This window comes from Paenibacillus sp. OT2-17 (assembly GCF_009827695.1).
Taxonomy (GTDB): Bacteria; Bacillota; Bacilli; order Paenibacillales; family Paenibacillaceae; genus Paenibacillus; species Paenibacillus polymyxa_B.
Map to the genome: position 1 here is coordinate 43,904 of NZ_WUDQ01000002.1, position 17,824 is coordinate 61,727.

At 47.2% G+C, this 17,824-nt stretch carries 17 protein-coding genes; 4 read left to right on the plus strand and 13 right to left on the minus strand.

What is annotated here, in order from left to right; all coding sequences use genetic code 11:
* Nucleotides 1–45: 45 nt before the first annotated feature.
* From GRP75_RS01380 to kduI, 5 genes are all read right to left on the minus strand, one after another.
* Nucleotides 46–1,197, minus strand: coding sequence for a winged helix-turn-helix domain-containing protein (locus GRP75_RS01380; RefSeq protein ID WP_160788418.1), 1,152 nt, complete (start codon nucleotides 1,195–1,197; stop codon nucleotides 46–48).
* On the minus strand, nucleotides 1,178–2,416 hold the full coding sequence (locus tag GRP75_RS01385) for a CynX/NimT family MFS transporter (RefSeq protein ID WP_160788419.1): 1,239 nt from the start codon (nucleotides 2,414–2,416) through the stop codon (nucleotides 1,178–1,180). Before GRP75_RS01385 ends, GRP75_RS01380 begins: the two co-directional genes overlap by 20 nt.
* A gap of 247 nt (nucleotides 2,417–2,663) precedes the next feature.
* Nucleotides 2,664–3,440 (minus strand): 2-dehydro-3-deoxy-D-gluconate 5-dehydrogenase KduD, encoded by a 777-nt coding sequence (gene kduD / locus GRP75_RS01390; protein ID WP_028540798.1) that lies wholly within the window; start codon nucleotides 3,438–3,440, stop codon nucleotides 2,664–2,666.
* 49 nt (nucleotides 3,441–3,489) lie between these two features.
* The gene (locus GRP75_RS01395) at nucleotides 3,490–4,134 is read right to left on the minus strand and encodes a bifunctional 2-keto-4-hydroxyglutarate aldolase/2-keto-3-deoxy-6-phosphogluconate aldolase (protein ID WP_025683172.1); all 645 of its coding nucleotides are present in this window, start codon (nucleotides 4,132–4,134) and stop codon (nucleotides 3,490–3,492) included.
* A gap of 78 nt (nucleotides 4,135–4,212) precedes the next feature.
* Nucleotides 4,213–5,043, minus strand: a complete 831-nt coding sequence (gene kduI / locus GRP75_RS01400; RefSeq protein WP_023990866.1) for a 5-dehydro-4-deoxy-D-glucuronate isomerase — start codon at nucleotides 5,041–5,043, stop codon at nucleotides 4,213–4,215.
* A gap of 340 nt (nucleotides 5,044–5,383) precedes the next feature.
* Between kduI and GRP75_RS01405 the strand changes: the two genes are divergently transcribed.
* Nucleotides 5,384–6,340, plus strand: coding sequence for a sugar kinase (locus GRP75_RS01405; protein WP_160788420.1), 957 nt, complete (start codon nucleotides 5,384–5,386; stop codon nucleotides 6,338–6,340).
* Here GRP75_RS01405 and GRP75_RS01410 read toward each other — a convergent pair.
* The 3 genes from GRP75_RS01410 to GRP75_RS01420 form a co-directional block, all read right to left on the minus strand.
* On the minus strand, nucleotides 6,337–6,513 hold the full coding sequence (locus GRP75_RS01410) for a hypothetical protein (RefSeq protein WP_155765236.1): 177 nt from the start codon (nucleotides 6,511–6,513) through the stop codon (nucleotides 6,337–6,339). The two genes, GRP75_RS01405 and GRP75_RS01410, sit on opposite strands and share 4 nt — an antisense overlap.
* 9 nt (nucleotides 6,514–6,522) lie before the next feature.
* Complete coding sequence (locus GRP75_RS01415) at nucleotides 6,523–7,536, minus strand: LacI family DNA-binding transcriptional regulator (protein ID WP_023990869.1); 1,014 nt, start codon at nucleotides 7,534–7,536, stop codon at nucleotides 6,523–6,525.
* A gap of 224 nt (nucleotides 7,537–7,760) precedes the next feature.
* Nucleotides 7,761–9,170: an MATE family efflux transporter gene (locus tag GRP75_RS01420; protein WP_075154902.1), complete on the minus strand. Its 1,410-nt coding sequence runs from the start codon at nucleotides 9,168–9,170 to the stop codon at nucleotides 7,761–7,763.
* Nucleotides 9,171–9,527: 357 nt separating this feature from the next.
* Here GRP75_RS01420 and GRP75_RS01425 point away from each other — a divergent pair, with 357 nt between their 5' ends.
* The 3 genes from GRP75_RS01425 (at nucleotide 9,528) to GRP75_RS01435 (ending at nucleotide 13,025) form a co-directional block, all read left to right on the plus strand.
* Nucleotides 9,528–10,535, plus strand: coding sequence for an acrylyl-CoA reductase family protein (locus GRP75_RS01425; protein ID WP_160788421.1), 1,008 nt, complete (start codon nucleotides 9,528–9,530; stop codon nucleotides 10,533–10,535).
* A gap of 284 nt (nucleotides 10,536–10,819) precedes the next feature.
* A complete protein-coding gene (locus tag GRP75_RS01430) occupies nucleotides 10,820–11,380 on the plus strand; it encodes an RNA polymerase sigma factor (RefSeq protein ID WP_053326350.1) in 561 nt (186 codons plus the stop codon).
* On the plus strand, nucleotides 11,340–13,025 hold the full coding sequence (locus GRP75_RS01435; RefSeq protein WP_160788422.1) for a DUF4179 domain-containing protein: 1,686 nt from the start codon (nucleotides 11,340–11,342) through the stop codon (nucleotides 13,023–13,025). Before GRP75_RS01430 ends, GRP75_RS01435 begins: the two co-directional genes overlap by 41 nt.
* A gap of 108 nt (nucleotides 13,026–13,133) precedes the next feature.
* On the opposite strand, the gene GRP75_RS01440 is transcribed toward GRP75_RS01435, so the two are convergent.
* From GRP75_RS01440 to GRP75_RS01460, 5 genes are all read right to left on the minus strand, one after another.
* Entirely contained in the window at nucleotides 13,134–13,958 is an 825-nt protein-coding gene (locus GRP75_RS01440; protein WP_023990874.1) for a carbohydrate ABC transporter permease, read from the minus strand.
* Complete coding sequence (locus GRP75_RS01445; protein ID WP_053326352.1) at nucleotides 13,958–14,824, minus strand: carbohydrate ABC transporter permease; 867 nt, start codon at nucleotides 14,822–14,824, stop codon at nucleotides 13,958–13,960. The genes GRP75_RS01440 and GRP75_RS01445 overlap by 1 nt, the downstream gene beginning before the upstream one ends.
* A gap of 13 nt (nucleotides 14,825–14,837) precedes the next feature.
* Nucleotides 14,838–16,070, minus strand: coding sequence for an ABC transporter substrate-binding protein (locus tag GRP75_RS01450; protein WP_160788423.1), 1,233 nt, complete (start codon nucleotides 16,068–16,070; stop codon nucleotides 14,838–14,840).
* Between the two features lie 153 nt (nucleotides 16,071–16,223).
* Nucleotides 16,224–17,024 (minus strand): ABC transporter permease, encoded by an 801-nt coding sequence (locus GRP75_RS01455; RefSeq protein ID WP_160788424.1) that lies wholly within the window; start codon nucleotides 17,022–17,024, stop codon nucleotides 16,224–16,226.
* On the minus strand, nucleotides 17,021–17,749 hold the full coding sequence (locus tag GRP75_RS01460; protein WP_023990878.1) for an ABC transporter ATP-binding protein: 729 nt from the start codon (nucleotides 17,747–17,749) through the stop codon (nucleotides 17,021–17,023). Before GRP75_RS01460 ends, GRP75_RS01455 begins: the two co-directional genes overlap by 4 nt.
* Between the last annotated feature and the right edge of the window lie 75 nt (nucleotides 17,750–17,824).

Consider the following 17,824-nt stretch of genomic DNA (forward strand, 5'->3'; position numbering starts at 1 on the left):
ATTCTAGCGGGTCTATATCAGAGGAAAATCAGACAGCTAAAAACATCAGACGACAGAAAGTGTTTGTTCCAACCAGCGCCTTAGCGCTGGACGATGCAGTGTTAAACTGTTATCCCGGTCAAGCCGATCATATTGAGCCGCATATTTCTCTTCCAGCATGGGATAGGAGCCGCAAAGCTTCAAAAAACTGCGGATTTGGCAGATCGCTTTGATTTTTAGCAATTCCTGTTTAGCCATATCAAGGGTGTCCAGTCCTTCATCCATGAGCCGCTCGGCGTTGCCCACATCTCCAGTACGTAAAAGCATAAGTCCGCGCATCATGCGATAACGGCCCAGTTCGCGTAAATACGGAGCCTCCGACAGCATGCCTTCCAGACGATCAGACAGTTTCGCAGCCTTTTCCATATGATTGGAAGCCAGATGCATGTACATCTCCATCAGTGCAACAGGCATCACAAATTTATTGAGATCATCCCGCTCCATGACCCTCAAGGTCAGTGGTAGACCTTCCTGTGCGCGTTCAGGTTTTCCATTTTCCACATAAGCCTCCAGGATGTTGAGAATGCGTAATTCCCGTTCCTGATCACTGGACAGCAGCCTGCTGGAAAGCGCACACTCACATAGAGCAAGCCCCTCATCCGTCACCCCTGCTGTGCACATATATAGCAGCAGCATCCAATACAATCGGTCTGCGCGTGTAAAGTCCTCCCGCTCCAAGAACCAGGACACATCCGACTGTACAAAACGGGTATACATTTGATAAAAGACAGACAATTCAAAACCCATCTGCTCCTGCTGGGCAGCCAGCGCTACGATGGAATTCCCCTGCCCCAACAGCTGGTATTTCCGGAATAGTCCATGTACGGCGTCCTGCACCTCCTGATCGTGCAAGGACGGATGATTCTGTGACCGCACGTCAGTCAAGGTCAAGCTGTAGCCATACCCTCTGACCGTATGAATACGGAGCACATCCCATGACTTAAGTTTTTTGCGCAATCTGTAGATATGATCATCCACCGTACGCTCCACCGGATACTCCAGCGGCCACACACGATCCAGCAGTTGTTCCCGGGTGAACACCTGATTCCTGTTATCGTACAGAAAGCGCAACAGCGCAAACTCTTTAGCCAACAACATAACACGATCTGCATTACAGATCACACTGTAACCGTCTGCATCAAATTGCAGTCTGATCATCCACCTCGCCTCCGACATATCGTTTCTTGGCTGCACCCAGCCCTATAAACATAAGCAGAACACTCAGGCACAAGAGCAGCAGCAGCGGAATTGTCCAGCCTTGTGTCGCATCATGCAAATAACCGAACAGCGTCGGTCCTGTTGCTGCTAACAGATAACCAAAAGATTGCGCCATACCAGACAGCTCTGCTGCCTGCTGCGGTGTCCGCGTCCGCAAATTAAAGAACATCATCACTAACGGGAAAGCAAAACCACCCGCTATACCGATACAAATGACCCAAATCACACTCCACTGTGTAGCTCCAAGCAGAAATCCACCCAGACCGATAAAATACAGCGCAGCCATAATCAGAACCAATACCCGCTGATCCTTCACCCGTGCCGCCCAAATAGGCACAATAAAGGTAAATGGCATTTGCGAAAACTGCAGCACAGACAGCATCCATCCCGCAGTCTCTGAATCCATTCCCTGTCCGCTCATCATTTCTGGAAACCAGGCGGCAGGAACATAGAACAGAGCAGATTGCAGCCCCATAAACAGCGTCACCTTCCAAGCCAAAGACGATGTATATACATTCACGGTTCGGGCAGACACTGCCGCTTTATTGGCTGTTTTGCGTGCCTTAAGGAGCTGGGGCACCCAGAGTAAAATACCTACGACACCCACAATCCCCCATATTCCCAAAGCACCTCGCCAGCCCATACCTCCATTTATAGCCAGCGGTATACTCAGGCCAGATGCGGTTGCTGCGACCACATTCATGGATACTGAGTATACGCCGGTCATTAGTCCGCTGTTGCGAGGAAACTCCTCTTTGATCAGACTGGGCAGTAACACATTACACACGGCAATAGCCAGTCCCAACATGGCGGTCCCGACAAATAATGCGGTCACCCCCAGCGTTGAGCGCACCACAATACCTGCGGTCAACAACAGCAAGGCTGCAAAAATAACAAGAGACGACCCGAAGCGGCGCGACAGTTTTGCTACAAAAGGCGACAACAGGGCAAAAGCCAGCAGCGGCAATGTCGTTAATAGGCCACTCAGTGTATTCGAAATATGTAAAGAATCCTTAATCAAACCGATAAGAGGTCCTACCGAGGTAATCGAGGCGCGCAGATTGGCACCTACCAGAATGATCCCTACGGCAAGCACCCAAGGACCGGCATGCCACAAAGATTTGTATACCAAAGCTCGTTGGTGTTGCTGTGAACTCATCTCTCCATTCTCCAATCCATCTGTATTATGCTCAAAGGCTCCAACCAAGTGTACGGCTGGAGCCTAGCAATTTTTATCTCATTAAATTATAAAGGCATTCGTGCCATATGCATAGGACGGATCGACACAGCGCCCCAAGTCTTCAAGTTCACCATATAGCTTCATTGAAAAAATAAAAGCTGCCTGAAAGGATAGTTTCCTTTGGAGGCAGCTTTCAGTTCATAAACTTCGATGCGACCAGCGCTGCTTAACGTACCAACCAGCCGCCGTCCACCGCCAAGATATGACCGTTCATGTAGTCGGAACCCTGACTGGCGAGGAAAACCACAACTCCCATCAAATCAGACGGATCGCCCCAACGACCCGCAGGAATACGCGACAAGATTTCTTGATTGCGACTTTCATCCGCACGGATTGGAGCCGTGTTTGCCGTAGCAATATACCCCGGCGCAATCGCATTAATCTGAACGTTATGAACCGCCAGCTCGTTCGCAAATGCCTTGGTCAAACCAGCTACCGCATGCTTGCTCGCTGTATACGGCGGAACGAATTTGCCACCCTGAAAAGCAAGCATAGAAGCGACATTGATAATCTTCCCGCTTTTTTGCTCTACCATTACCTTTGCCACTTCCTGGCTCAGATGATATACGGCATTGAGGTTGATCTCCATGACAGCGTCCCAATCCTCATCTTTATACTCCAGCAGAGGGGCGCGACGAATCGTACCTGCATTGTTTACAAGGATATCAATTTTACCGAATTCATTGACGCATTCTTCTACAATTTTTTTAATGGATTCTTTTTGCGTCAGATCCGCCTCATGAAAGACAACCTTCACACCTGTAGGTTCGAGCAGACGTCTTGTTTCTTCATAATCGTCATTGTTAGCTACAATGAACAGGTCTGCACCCGCTTTGGCCAAAGCTACGGAATACCCTTGACCCAAACCACTGTTGCCTCCTGTTACAATCGCCGTTTTACCTTTTAGACTGAAAAAATCCAATGAAAAATTGTCCAGACCCATGTCTACGCCTCCATCACAAATTAGTATAAAAACCTATATTTCCTGAAGCCTACAGCGCTGCGCGTACTTCCTTATATTTAGCTACATAACGTGCTGCATTTTCTGTGATCAAGTCGTAGCGACCTTCCTTGGCTGGAGCCGTCAAATTACCCCCAATTCCCACGGCTACACATCCATTACGCAGCCAGGTTTCCATATTGTCCAGATCAACGCCACCGGTTGGCATAATCTGTACATGAGGCATTGGACCTCTGACGGCCTTAACAAAGTCCGCTCCCATTGCACTTCCTGGGAACAACTTCACGACATCGCTACCCAATTTCATGGCTTCCTTAATCTCATTCAGCGTCATACAGCCGGGCATATAAGGAATCGCGTACAAATTGCATAGCTTCGCTGTTTCTTCTTCAAAAGAAGGACTCACAACAAACTCTGCTCCGGCCAGAATAGCAATTCTCGCCGTCAGTGACTCCAATACTGTTCCTGCACCAATCACTGCCCGATCTTTAAATTCGTCTCTCAATCTTCGAATGACCTGATCCGCATCCGGCGTCGTAAATGTAAGCTCAATATTATCCAAGCCGCCTTCAATGCAGGCTTTAGACATGAGATATGCTTCCTCCGCCGTGTTTCCCCGAATGACTGCGACGACACCTACTGAAGTGATATGTTCCAAAACTTTCTTTTTCGTCATGTTCCTGATCCTTTCCACGAATGGGATGACCATGTACCTCAGCCGCTTGCAGGTCTACGCTCCAATACACTGATCGGATTAACGCAACTCGCTCATGGCAACCTGATCCATGTCTTTGTATGTTTTATTTTCACCGGCCATGCCCCAAATGAAGGTATAGCTGCCCGTAGCCGCACCGCAGTGGATAGACCAAGGTGGAGAAATAACGGCTTCATCATTCTTCATCACCAGATGGCGCGTTTCGTTCGGTTCACCCATCAGGTGGAACATTCTCGCATTCTCATCCAGTTCAAAGTAGAAATACACTTCCATACGACGGTCATGAACATGTGTCGGCATGGAGTTCCACACACTGCCGTTCTCCAACGTTGTCATCCCCATAACCAATTGACAACTTTGAATGCCTTCATCATGGATAAAGCGACGCAACGTACGGTTGTTGGCTGTTTCCTGCGAACCCAGACTTTCAGACGGTACATCGGCAAAAGACTGCTTTGTCGTCGGATACGTGGTATGAGCCAGGGCCGAAACGATATAAAATTTTGCAGGCTTTTCACTGGAATCGCTTTCAAAGATCAACTCCTTACCACCTTTACCTACGTAGAGACAGTCTTTTGTGGCCAGCTCGTAAGTTTCACCGTCCACCTTGACCGTACCGCTGCCCCCGACATTAAAAATACCCAGTTCGCGGCGCTCCAGGAAAGTTTCCGCTTTGATTTGATCGTTACCTTCCAGTGCAACAGATTTATTCACGGGATAAATGCCCCCGATAATGACACGATCTTCATGCGTATAGACCAGCTTTACCTCCTCAGGTACAAACAGTTCCTGGATCAGATAGTGCTGACGCAACTCTTCAGTCGTAAAATGCTTGGCATGTTCGGGATGAGTTGAATAACGCATTTCCATAAAAACATTCCTCCTGTTTAGATAAACTTTTTTATCAACGGAATTGTTATAAAAGCGGTTTCTAACTCTACTTCTTAGCTAGAATTGTAATAATTATCTAAGAGGGTGTCAACCCAAAACTTCACTATTCCTAGAAAAACCCTTAATACACACGAAGTTTTACACGATTTTCACCTTTTGATAAACAGAATCGAATTTTTTTATCTATATTACCCAAAAAGTTTTTAGCAAATATATCAACTTCATCATTGTGAAAAACCGATTTATGTGATAATTTCAATTTATTCAGTTGGTGCATGCGCTTACAGATTAAGTTTACTAAACATAAGGAGGAATACAAATGACCGCAACATTGGATGCTGTTACCTTCGGAGAACCGATGGCCATGTTTTATGCCAATGAAGCAGGCTCTCTGGATGAGGTGCGTTCATTCACCAAAGCGTTGGCCGGGGCAGAGACGAATGTTTCAGCCGGTTTGGCGCGTTTGGGTCTACGGGCGGGACTCGTGACCAAACTCGGCGAGGATACGTTCGGCAAGTTCATTGCTAGTGCGCTACGTCAAGAAGGGATCGACACCCAGAACGTCATGTTTACCAAAGACCACTCTACCGGCATGCTGATTAAATCCAAAGTTACAAGTGGGGACCCAGAGGTGGAATACTTTCGCAAACATTCCGCCGCCTCCACACTAAGCATCGCTGATTTTAACGAGGCTTACTTTTCCGGAGCTCGCCATCTGCATTTTACAGGTATTTCTGTCGCCCTCTCCCCTGAGTGCCGTGATTTCGCACGACATGCGCGGCAATTTATGAAAAAGGCTGGCAAAACCGTATCCTTTGATCCGAACCTCAGACCCAAATTATGGCCTGACACGCAAACGATGGTGGAGGCGATTAACGAAGCATCTGAGGGGTGCGACTGGCTTCTACCCGGCATTCATGAAGGTAAAATATTGACAGGCTACACCTCACCGGAGGATATCGCTTCGTTCTACCTCGATCGCGGCACCTTGCTGGTCATCATCAAGCTGGGAACCGAAGGCGCATATTACAAATCCGCAGATGCTGAGGGATACGTCAAACGCTTCCGCGTAGAGCATGTCGTGGATACCGTCGGTGCCGGTGACGGATTTGCCGCAGGCGTTATCAGCGCGCTGCTGGAGGGCTTGCCCCTGGCAGAAGCAGTCAAACGCGGAAATGCCCTCGGCGCACTGGCCGTCATGTCAGCCGGAGATATGGACGGCTATCCGACACGAGCCGAGCTGGAATCCTTTTTGCTCAGTGCCAGCACGAATTAGTCCGGGTTTATTCCCCGCATAACCTTCACCGCTATAAGCGCAAGCTCAACAAGGCCGAATCCAAAGTCAGCCTTAACTTCCAATAGCCCGTATTCGCGTTTGTACGATCTGAGCAGCATACGCATACTCAGATCGTACAAAGGAATACGGGCTATTTTTATAATATATGACACATTGCTCGTCTACAGCGTTTTGACGGATTCTCCCCGATTAATATCCGGTACAAATCGGTAGATAATCGGAACCGATTCGCCGCCCTCCTCAATGCTGGACAGCAGCGTCTTTGCCGCTTGCTTCCCCATATCCGCAATCGGTTGCGTAATAGTCGTAATCGGCGGATTGTAAATATGGGCAAACTCCGCATCGTCAATCCCGATAATAGACAACTCCACCGGAATGCGTATACGGCGGGCATTCACATATTTCAGCGCTTCTGCTAGCACAATATCATTCCCGGCCAACAGCGCAGTCGGTGGCTCTGGCAGCTGGAACAACTCCTTCAGTGTCTGCTGGATTTCTTCTCTCGGCACACTGCGCATATACTCTTCTCGAAATGGCAAGCCATGCTCCTCCAGCGCCTTTTTGTATCCGCTGAGCCGCTCCACCCGTGGAGTAATCCGATTCAAGCCAAGCGGCAAAGTAATCAGCGCAATTCGCTCATGTTTGTGAGCCACAAGTTCCTGAATCGCCAGCTTAATCGCCATTTCGTTATCCAGCAGCAGGCTGCGCGTATTCACCCCGTCTACCAAACGGTCCAAAAACACTAACGGATACTTTTCACGAATGAGCTGGTTGTAAATATCTGCATGCTTGCCTGTCGGGAAGATGATCAGGCCGTCCACCTGCCGAGCCTTGAGCATCTCAATATATTGGCCCTCCTTGTCCGGGTTTTCATCGGCGTTGCAAATGATCACCTGAATGCCAAAACGCTGCAATTCCTCCTCAATCGCACGGATGGACTGGATCGAAAGGGTATAGTCAATGTTGGCTACAATGACCCCGACCATAAACGTCCGGTTTTGCTTCAAGCTGCGGGCCAGCCCGTTAGGCTGATAGTTCAGCTCTTGAATAACCTCGGCAATCCGGTCTCTGGTCTGGTCGCTCATATATTTATATCGTTTGTTCAGAAATTGCGAGACAGTGCTTTTAGACACTCCTGCCTTCTGGGCAACATCTTCAATCGTCGGCTTCTTCATCGGTACACTCCTTGTCTTTCATGTACTGCGTTAGTGCAACAAAAGTATATCTTTTTTTTAGTAAATTTACCATACTTCTATTTATGAATGCCATTATGATATAAGTCGAACTTCAAAGTTGCCTATCGTGCCACCGTGTAGAAGTATGGTTCTCCAGCAGCAAAAAGAGGCAGTTCAAGATGTTCTCTTGAACTGCCTCCACGTAACCATAAATACTGCTCGGATCAGTGTGCCGGAACGGGCGTTGCAGACTGATCTGGTGTATCGTGCTCGACCAACGCATGTTTTTCCCATAACCGGCTTTTCCAGCGGGCATACATGATGACAGCACGAGTCCATTCATCAGCAGCAATCGCCAGCCACACGCCGGCGAGCCCCATGTCCAGCTTGAACACAAGCAGATAACCAAGCGGCAAGCTCATGCAGACCATGGAGATCAGACCCATAAAGACCGGGAACTTCGCATCTCCAGCAGCACGCAACGAGTTAATAATGACGATATTCGTTGTCCGGCCAGTTTCTAGCAGAATGCTAAGTAAAATGACCTGTGCTCCCAAACGAATAATTTCAGGATTTTCCGTGAACAAACCAAGCAAGGGAACACGGAAAAAGATGACCACCGCATCAATAATCACGGTCACGAGCAACGCCCATTTCACACTGGTCAGTACACGTTTATAGGCAGTATCCTTCTGTCTGGCTCCCACGAGCCTTCCTACCACAATAGCCGTACCCATACCGACTGCCATACTGAACAAGTAAATATAGCTTGAAATATTATTCGCATATTGACGTGTCGCCATTGCTTCTGCGCCCAGATAAGTCACGTACAGTGTGAAAATGAGCTGACACGACTGATACATAATGGACTCCAGCGCGGATGGTACACCAATGCGCAATATCTTAGAGATAAACTTTTGGGACAGTTGGACGTAATATTTCCACTCGACACGAACCTCAGTGACCCGGTACATCAGCCAGAAGAAGATCAAGAGACAAATAAAGCGGCTACCTACTGTAGAAATAGCAGCCCCCTCTACTCCAAGTGCAGGCATTCCCCAATGCCCAAAAATCAAAACATAGTTGCCGACCACGTGGATCACGTTCATAAAAACCGATACATACATCGTTTCTTTGGTAAAACCATGTGTACGAATGGTCGCCGCCAGCGCATTAATCAATGCTTGAAGAAAAATGGCACCCCCGACGATGCTCATATACGACTCCGCGTAAGCCAGAATCTCACCCTGGACATTCAGCCATTGCAACATGTGCGTACCAAATACAAGAAAAATTACGCTAAGTAAAAGACCTACCATCAAATTCAACGTAATGGCCGTACCTGTAACCTGGGCCGCTTCGACTAGTTTCTTAGAACCGATATATTGAGCTACGACGATAGCAGCGCCGTTGCCGATAACCTCCAGTACAAGGATGGCAATTGAAATAATTTGATTGGACGCGCCCACACCCGACACTGCATTATCAGATACAGAACTGATCATGAACGTGTCGACGCTCCCCATTAGCATAAACAGAAACAATTCAAGGAAAATAGGCCATGTTAAACGGAACAAATTCAGTTCCTTAGCTTCGGACAATACCGAACCTTTTTTTAGTGCTCTGGTTGTCATTCATTCACCTTTCTTCATAGATTTATTTAACGATCAAAAGGTATGTTAGCACAGTCATTCTGAAAATACATCCCGTTTACGTAAAATGATTTGCAAAATGCGTAAGAATTCATTTATCACTCTCTTTATAATTGATTATCGAACTTTATTGAAACAGAATATTGCAAGAATATACCAGGAATCTGGTCTTTTCGACGTAATTATGAGCTAAAGAGTATAATAGAATACGAGCCTGTGAGCATTGCCGCTGACAGGTTGTGAAGATTGTTGTATGCTTCCTAAGCATAATTTGTGAATTGAAGATGGAATATATAGGACATTCATAGGGTTAAAAGGTAATAAAGGAGGCTTTTACAGATGACTCAATCATTTCAAGCTCTTGTCGTCGATCAGACGCAGGACGGTGAAGTTCAAGCAGAGGTACGTTCTCTGGAAGCTAGCAGTTTACCTGCTGGAGAAGTATTGATTCGTGTCGCTTATTCCAGCATCAATTATAAAGATGGGCTTGCTGCCCACAAGGATGGAAATATTGTCAAATCCTATCCGTTCGTACCAGGCATAGATTGCTCGGGAACCGTCGTCTCTTCGGAGGATAGCCGCTTTAGCGAAGGACAAGCGGTGCTCGTTACCGGATACGGGCTGGGTGTGTCTCAATTCGGGGGATTCAGCCAATATGCACGTGTGCCTGCGGACTGGGTGGTTCCACTTCCAGACGGACTCACGCCGAGAGAGGCGATGATATTCGGGACAGCTGGATTCACCGCAGCCCTGTCGTTATATCGGCTGGAGCAAAACGGCGTTACTCCGGAGCAGGGCAAGGTACTCGTCACCGGAGCGACGGGCGGCGTAGGCGGGGCAGCCATTGCCCTGCTGAACAAGAGAGGCTATCATGTCGTAGCCAGCAGTGGCAAGGCTGATGCTCACGATTACCTCAAGGCGCTCGGAGCAGCCGAGGTCATTTCCCGCGAGGAGGTCTACGACGGTGCGGAGAGCATCCGCCCGCTGAGCAAGCAGCTTTGGCAAGCGGCTGTTGATCCTGTAGGCGGAAAGCCGCTCGCTTCGCTACTCAGCCAAATCGCCTACAACGGCTCTGTAGCCGTGAGCGGCCTGACGGCAGGCACCAAGCTGCCTACGACGGTGCTGCCGTTTATTTTGCGGGGCGTAAGTCTGCTGGGCATAGACTCTGTCTTCTGCCCATACGACACCCGCATAGCGATCTGGAAGCGACTCGGCAGCGAATGGAAGCCGGAACAGCTGGAGCAGCTCGTTGAGCGCGAAGTCGGATTGGCTGACCTGCCAAGCGCGCTCGAAGACATCCTTGCAGCCCGCTCGCAAGGAAGAACGCTAGTACGACTGGTTGACTAAGCGGAGTAGGTCCGCAAGCTAATCCGTTGACGCGGTTTCGCGTGAAGGAATGTTCATTCCGTAAGCTCTAGCTTCGGAAAATGTAAGAAGCCTGTAAATCTGCAGTTTTTGAGATTTACAGGCTTCTTTTCGTTTATTGCTACTTCCTTATCCATAGATGAGCAAACAACATAGATACATCATGGTACATTTGAAGCAGACGGTTTACTTTTCGCAACCAAATGAACCTTTTGAGGACCTCAGTTGTTATATAGATAAACTGCACGAGAAAGGAGAGCACATCATTGGAGAGTAATCGAGAGTTGTTTGATTTGTATCAACGAGATGTATACCGAACCTGCTACTACATGGTACATAATGCATCCGATGCAGAGGATTTAACACAGGAAGTGTTTATCATCCTGTTTCGCAGCAATCGTGAACAGATCGAACAACTAAAAGCCTGGATTATGAAGATTACGGTCAATCATTGTCTGAATTACCTTAAACGCCAGAAAAGCCTGCATTTGAAGGTATCGGCTAATCCCTATCTATTTAGCGGGGCGGAAGGTAAGCCTGTAGACAGGCTGGTGGAAGAACGCGAATCGGCAGAGGAATGGGCCGTTTATATGAATCGTCTTCCAGCCAAAATCCGCGCTGTGCTGACACTCCGCTATATGCATGATTTCACGCTGGCGGAAATATCAAAACTGCTAGAAATTCCGCTGGGAACCGTCAAATCGAGGACTCACAAAGGGCTAAAGTTAATGGAGAAAATACTGCGGGATGCAGGTGTACAAATTCCCGAGATGGAAGGAGAGAACTATGAACAACATAGAAAAGGCATTGAAGCGCAAGTTAAATGATGATTCGGAAATGGCCTATCCTGACTTCGATGAGATGTGGAACCGGATGGAACAGACAGGGCATACTGCCCCTACGCTAACCGACACTTCCGATTCATTCACTCCGCACCGACACAGAAATTGGCGCAAAATAGCTATCGCCGCCTCTCTGAGTGCACTTCTCGTTGCCGTTCCCGTCTATGCCGCCATCCACTATAATTGGGGCGATCTGCTGCACGGAAGAAGCGGCATTCAGACGGCACTAAATCAAGACCTTGGACAGCCCTTGGAGCAATCCGTAACCAGAGACGGAGTGAAGCTGACGCTGCATACCGCTATTGTCGATGAGAACCGGACCGTGATTCTGTACAGCTTGGAGGTCGGAAAACGCGCAGACAACGAGTTTTGGAATGTCAAAGACGTATCACTTAAAAGTGCTGCGGGGAAAAGCAGTGCGGGCGAGTATAGCTTTCAACAATGGGACGAGAAAAACCAACGTTATAACGGCTACTTTGAAAGCGATTGGACACCGCAGCAAGAAACAGAGAACGTGCGACTGACCGTAGATCATATTGAGCTCACCAGCGTTCAGGAACTGGATTTGCCACTCGATATCAAATCGCCTCAGATGCAGACGTTCAAGCTGGATCGTAACGGCTTACAAGATTTGAAGGTACAGGTATTCGAACAAGGGAAGGATAAGCTAATGCTGTCCTCGGCAATTACCTTCGATTCGTCCAAGCCGAAGGAATGGGACAATCCACAAATCATTGCCTACAAAGGTGGAGAACCTGTGCGGCCTCAGCCTGGAGGAGCTTTTGGTACACCCGGAGAGAATGGGGAATACACAGCCCAGCAGTATTTTACTAAAGCAGATATACCGGAAGGACAGACTACTTTCAAACTGCAATATGCGCAAACTGAGAAAAGTATAAATGAACCCATAAACCTTGATCTGCAGCTAAGCAAGAAGAAAATGGAAAGCGGAACGATTAAAAGCGTGCTGAACACCCCATTGGAGAACGGCAATCGAAATTTTACGCTAGAACAAATGATTGTCACACCTACACAAATCCGTGTCACGATCAGAAGCGAAAAGAAATTCGCCATGTTACCTTATCAAAAATACTTTCTTTCTGTGAACGGCACAACGCTGGAGGGTAGTCGTTGGTCTTCACCTGATCAGGAACACGATCTGAACACGATCCGTTTTGAACGACCGTCCAGTCTTGTGATTACCAAGGACACTCCTGTTACTTTTACAGGCAAATACAAGGTTACGACCCATTCGGATGACAAAACGCCACAGCGTTTAACTGATATTTCTGAGCAAAAGCAGACGCTAACGACGCAAATCGGTGGCTATCCTGTGAAGTGGACCTACTACAAACAGGGATCGGACTTATTCGTAGAAACCGAAAGCGAGGATGCTCACTTTGGAGGGATCAACCAGACGCATATTGGCCTGGGTAAAGAACGGATTATCGGCAAGCCAATCACAGCCAATTTCGCCGGAGACGGCAATAACAAGGCAGTGGATGTCTACAAGAACTTCAAAGGGAAGGAAGCTTCTATCTATATGTTCTATTATACAACGGACGACCCAGAAGCAGAGACAACCATACCCTTGCGGCCTCTGACAAGCAACAGCAAAGCAGCTAAATAGCAATGTTATAAAAAGAGGGTCCTCTATACCTGTGTGAACCGTGGTATAGGGAACCCCTTTTTATTTTCCTAGTAAGGCACAGTCTGCCTGAGACGATTGACTCCCGCCCTACTTCACAGAACCTTGCGTAACGCCATTGATAATCCATTTTTGTGCAATCAGATAGACAATAATCATCGGCAGCAAGGCCATCAGGTACGAAGCAAAAGCCAGATTAAAGTCGGTATTGAACTGCCCCTGGAACACATACTGAACGAGCGGCAGTGTATACTGCTCTGCATCGCTGATAATAATGAGCGGCAGCAGGAAGTCGTTATATGTGGACAGACAAGTGAGAATTCCCACCGTAGCACTAATCGGCGCCATCAGCGGGAATATAATGCGCCAAAAAGTACCCCATGTCGTCGCACCATCTACCGTGGCTGCCTCTTCCAATGCCACCGGAATGGAGCGAATATAACCGACATACACGAAGACATTAAACGCCAAACCATACACCGTATGCAGCATAATAAGACCCAACAGATTAGTCATATGAAGGCCCGAGGCCAGTTTTACAATCGGCAGCATGATGATCGGGAACGGTATAAACATGGCGCTCACAAAGTAAAAATATAATCCCTTAAAAAAGCGTCGCTGCATATTACGGGCAATCGCATAAGCGACCATCGAATTGGTTAGCAAAGTGAGTATGACCGTCGATGTCGTGACCATCACACTGTTCTGAAAAGCGCTGAAGAAGTTGGTCATTTCCACTGCACGACTAAAATTCTCCCAATGCAGCTCGGTCGGAAAGGCAAAGGCGGAATGCGCCATCTGCTCGGGATTTTTAAGTGCTATCGTCACCGTCATATAGAGGGGAAACAGAATAAATATTGTCCCCAACGCTACCAGAAGCAGCACAGGCCAGTTGGTACGTCTGCTTGTTTTCATCAGTTATCCATCTCCCTTCTCTGGAGGAATCGCAGCTGTAAGATGGAAATGATCGCGATCACAATAAAGTAAATAACAGAGTTAGCCGACTGATAAGCAAATTCTCCGCCTCTAAAGCCTCCGGTGTATATCAGGTGGGAAATCGACTGGGTGGCCCGACCCGGCCCGCCATTCGTCAAAGCCACGATCTGATCGAACACCATCAGGGAATTTTTCATCGCCAATACCATATTGATCGTAAAAAATGGAGCAATTAACGGAAAGGTAATGCTCCAGAATTCGCGCCATTTACCCGCACCGTCCAAATTGGACGCCTCATACAGACTTGTCGGAATGGTTTGCAGCCCGGCCAGATAGAGAATCGTATTAAAGGCAATCCCCTGCCATACAGCTACGATGACAACCCCCACCCAAGCCAGTTGTTCGCTGCCCAAAATGTTCGTCGACAATGAGGTAATCCCTAAATTTTGCCCCCAAATCGTAAACACGTTCGAGAACAAGTAATTGAATATGTAACCCACGATTAGCACGCTCAAAATATTAGGCAGAAAATAAATACCGCGGAAAAAGTTACGAAACCGTATTTTAGCATTCAGCCCTAGCGCAATCAGCAAACTAAGGATATTAGTCGCAATGGTAACCACAATCGCAAATTTGAAAGTAAACCAGTATGCGTTCCCCACATTGTCATCCTGAAACAAATTAATATAGTTCTTAAACCCGACAAAGTGATACTGATGACCAAAGCCGTTCCAGTTCGTAAGCGAATAATAAAAGCCCTGCAAGGCAGGCAAGGTCAAAAATACAAAAAACAATAGCACCGCCGGCACCGTCATCCAGTAAAAAGTCGTTAGTCGCTTATTCATGTCTCCTCCTCTCCTATCGGCGGTTAGCTACCTTATTCCACTCACTGTCTAGCTTGGCCAGATAAGCGTCGATGTCTCTGTTTTGCAGGAAGGCCTGCACAATAGAATTCAATTGGACCGCTTTGGGAATATAGTGATCGGCAAAATCAATGACGCGGCCCGATTTAAAATAAGGCAACAGCTCCGCCACACTCGGATCATCCTGCGTAACTCCCTTCACCGCCGAAAACAGCGTTTGCTCTGTAATGTATTGCTTGCTGTTCTCCGGCTTCAACAAGAAGGCAATGAACTCCTCGGCTTCCTTTTTATGCGGAGTGCTCTCCGATACGGCTAATAGTGTATCTATACCGGACACCAGTTTGACCGTCTTTTCGTCATTCCCTGTCGGTAATGGGAAAAAACCAAGCTCCACTTTCGGGTTGGCTTTGCGAATTTCAGATATGGCCCACGAGCCCTGAATGTACATCAATCCCTGCCCGTTAGCGAAGGCACGATTACCGTCGGCATAGTTTTTGCCAAAATTATCACCATGTCCGTATTTCAATAGCTCCAGCTGCTTTTCAGCAACCTCGCGGTACTTGTCCTGAAAGGTGACCTGATTTTCACGCCGTTGCAGGAAAAAATCAATGCCCACCAGATTCGGGCCCAGGGCATTAAAGGGGAGGTTCGTTTGCCAATCATCTTTATATGTAAAATAGAACGGGATTTTCCCAGCAGCCTTGATCTTTTGCGCCGTTGCAATCAGCTCATCCCACGTTTTAGGCACCTGTAATCCCATTTCCTTAAAAAGCGTTTTGTTATACATCACACCATTCGCATTCGCAGCATAAGGAATTCCATACACGGGATCGGCCCCGGTCACATCCTTAAGCATTTTGAGGTAAATCGGGTCAATCGTACGTGGCAATTCTGTATTCGCCAGATCCGTAAAAATACCGCTTTGTGCCAAAATGGAGTAGGTATCTGTGGCCCCAAGCCCCACAATGTCAGGTACATCGTTTTTGACAACCCGGGTCAATAACACGGTCTCTGCCTCTGGCGGGTTGACCTGTGTCACTTCAATACTGGGATGTTCCTGATTGAATTGAGAGATTAGCTTATCGAATGAACCCTTGGCCTCCGGCTTGTTTTGAAAAAACTCAATTTTCACCTTACCTGAAGCATCGCCCTTGTTGCATGCGCTTACAAAAACAACCAACAAAAGGATCGCCGCCAGTGTAGACAACTTTTTGACCCAACTCCACATTCTCATACCTCCTTTTCCCCTATGTCAATCTATGCGGGACTAGACAATTAATACCCGTCCCTTATGGAAAAGAAACGATAAAAGATCCAACTGACCTCAAGCGGTCGGTTGGATCTTTCTTTTACTTTTATGATGTTCAGGCTACGGAAGCCCCTAATACAGATAATCATCAGTCACAAAACGACGGTATGCGCCCCAAGTAAAAAAGATAAGATATAGACTAACCACGGTGATAATCGCCCTATCCACAGACGAATTCCCGATTAAGGACCTATCTAATCCTGTATGCTGCATATATGGAATAACCATAAATGCGATCACATTGTATAGGTATGGGATATGAGAAACAAAAGAGACCAATTTTAAATACAATGAATCAAACAACAAAGAGCCCAGATTGTAAACCATACAAACACCGATAGCATACGTTACACTTTTGCTATACATAGCGATAAAACAATAAAAGGAGCTTATTGCTAATAATGAGGCAAGCGCCCAACCATAGTATTTAAGCATCTGCAGTCCTTGAGATCCGGACAGCCCCGCATCACTTACATCATATGAAAGAGTCCATACTTCAACGATCACCTGCGAGGATACTGCAAATACAATGAGAAGAAACAAAATAGTAGCATTTAAAACCAGCAGTTTACTCCAGAAAATCTGTCCGCGGGTAAATCGGCGCATAAATAACAAACGCAGTTGCCCGCTTCGAAATTCCTCTGTGTATACAGCAGCAGCTAAAGCAGCCACAGCTATGTTGCATACTAAAAACAAATTCTCACGCAGACCAGTAACGACAAAGTTTAAGGATAATACCTCTACAGGAACCTTCATCGTGCGCAAAAAATATACTCCTGTCGAACAGGCTAGAATCGGTATACATAATACCATGAGCCAGAACCACTTTCGTCTCCACAATCGCTCGAACTCGCTGTATATTAATGATTTCATAGTCCCATCAATCCCATAAAAGCATCCTCTAGCCGTTGGCCGTCCTCTACTAATTGATCAGTAGGTCCCTGCCAAACTAGCCTGCCCTCTTTGATAACAACGAGTTCATCACACATCTGTTGCAGTTCATCCAACAGATGACTGGAGATAAAAAAGGCATAATTCGCTGAATCACGTAGCTGAAGCACAATATCTTTCAGCTCCTGCATTCCCATAGGATCCAGCCCATTGGACGGTTCATCCAGCAATAAAAGCTCAGGAGTCCCCAGCATGGACTGCGCAATACCTAGCCTTTGCTTCATTCCCAGCGAATAGGTTTTCACCTTGTCATCTCCCCGTGTTTCCAGCCTCACCTTTGTAAGCAACTCTTCAATATGTGTCTCCCGATCTGAGGACGCAATCTCAAAGTGTAACCGTGACAAATTGCGCAAAACCTGCCTGCCTGTCATATAATCAAAAAAGACCGGAGATTCAATAATAGCCCCCACCTTGGACAGCGCCTTTTCCCGATCCGTCTGTACATCATATGAGGCTATCTTTACAGAACCGCTGGTTGGCTGCATTAATCCGGTCATGATTCGCATCATTGTAGTTTTACCAGCTCCATTAGGTCCGATGAATCCATATATCTTCCCTTTCTGAAGTTTAAAAGAAACACGGTCTAACAAGTGCCTTTTTCCCATTTTTTTCGTTACCTGACTGACCTCTAGTAAGGAGTCCGACATACTATTCCCTCCATCCATAACAAATCACAACATAGTTCCAACGCGTGCATTTGATATGTAAGATCATGATGGATA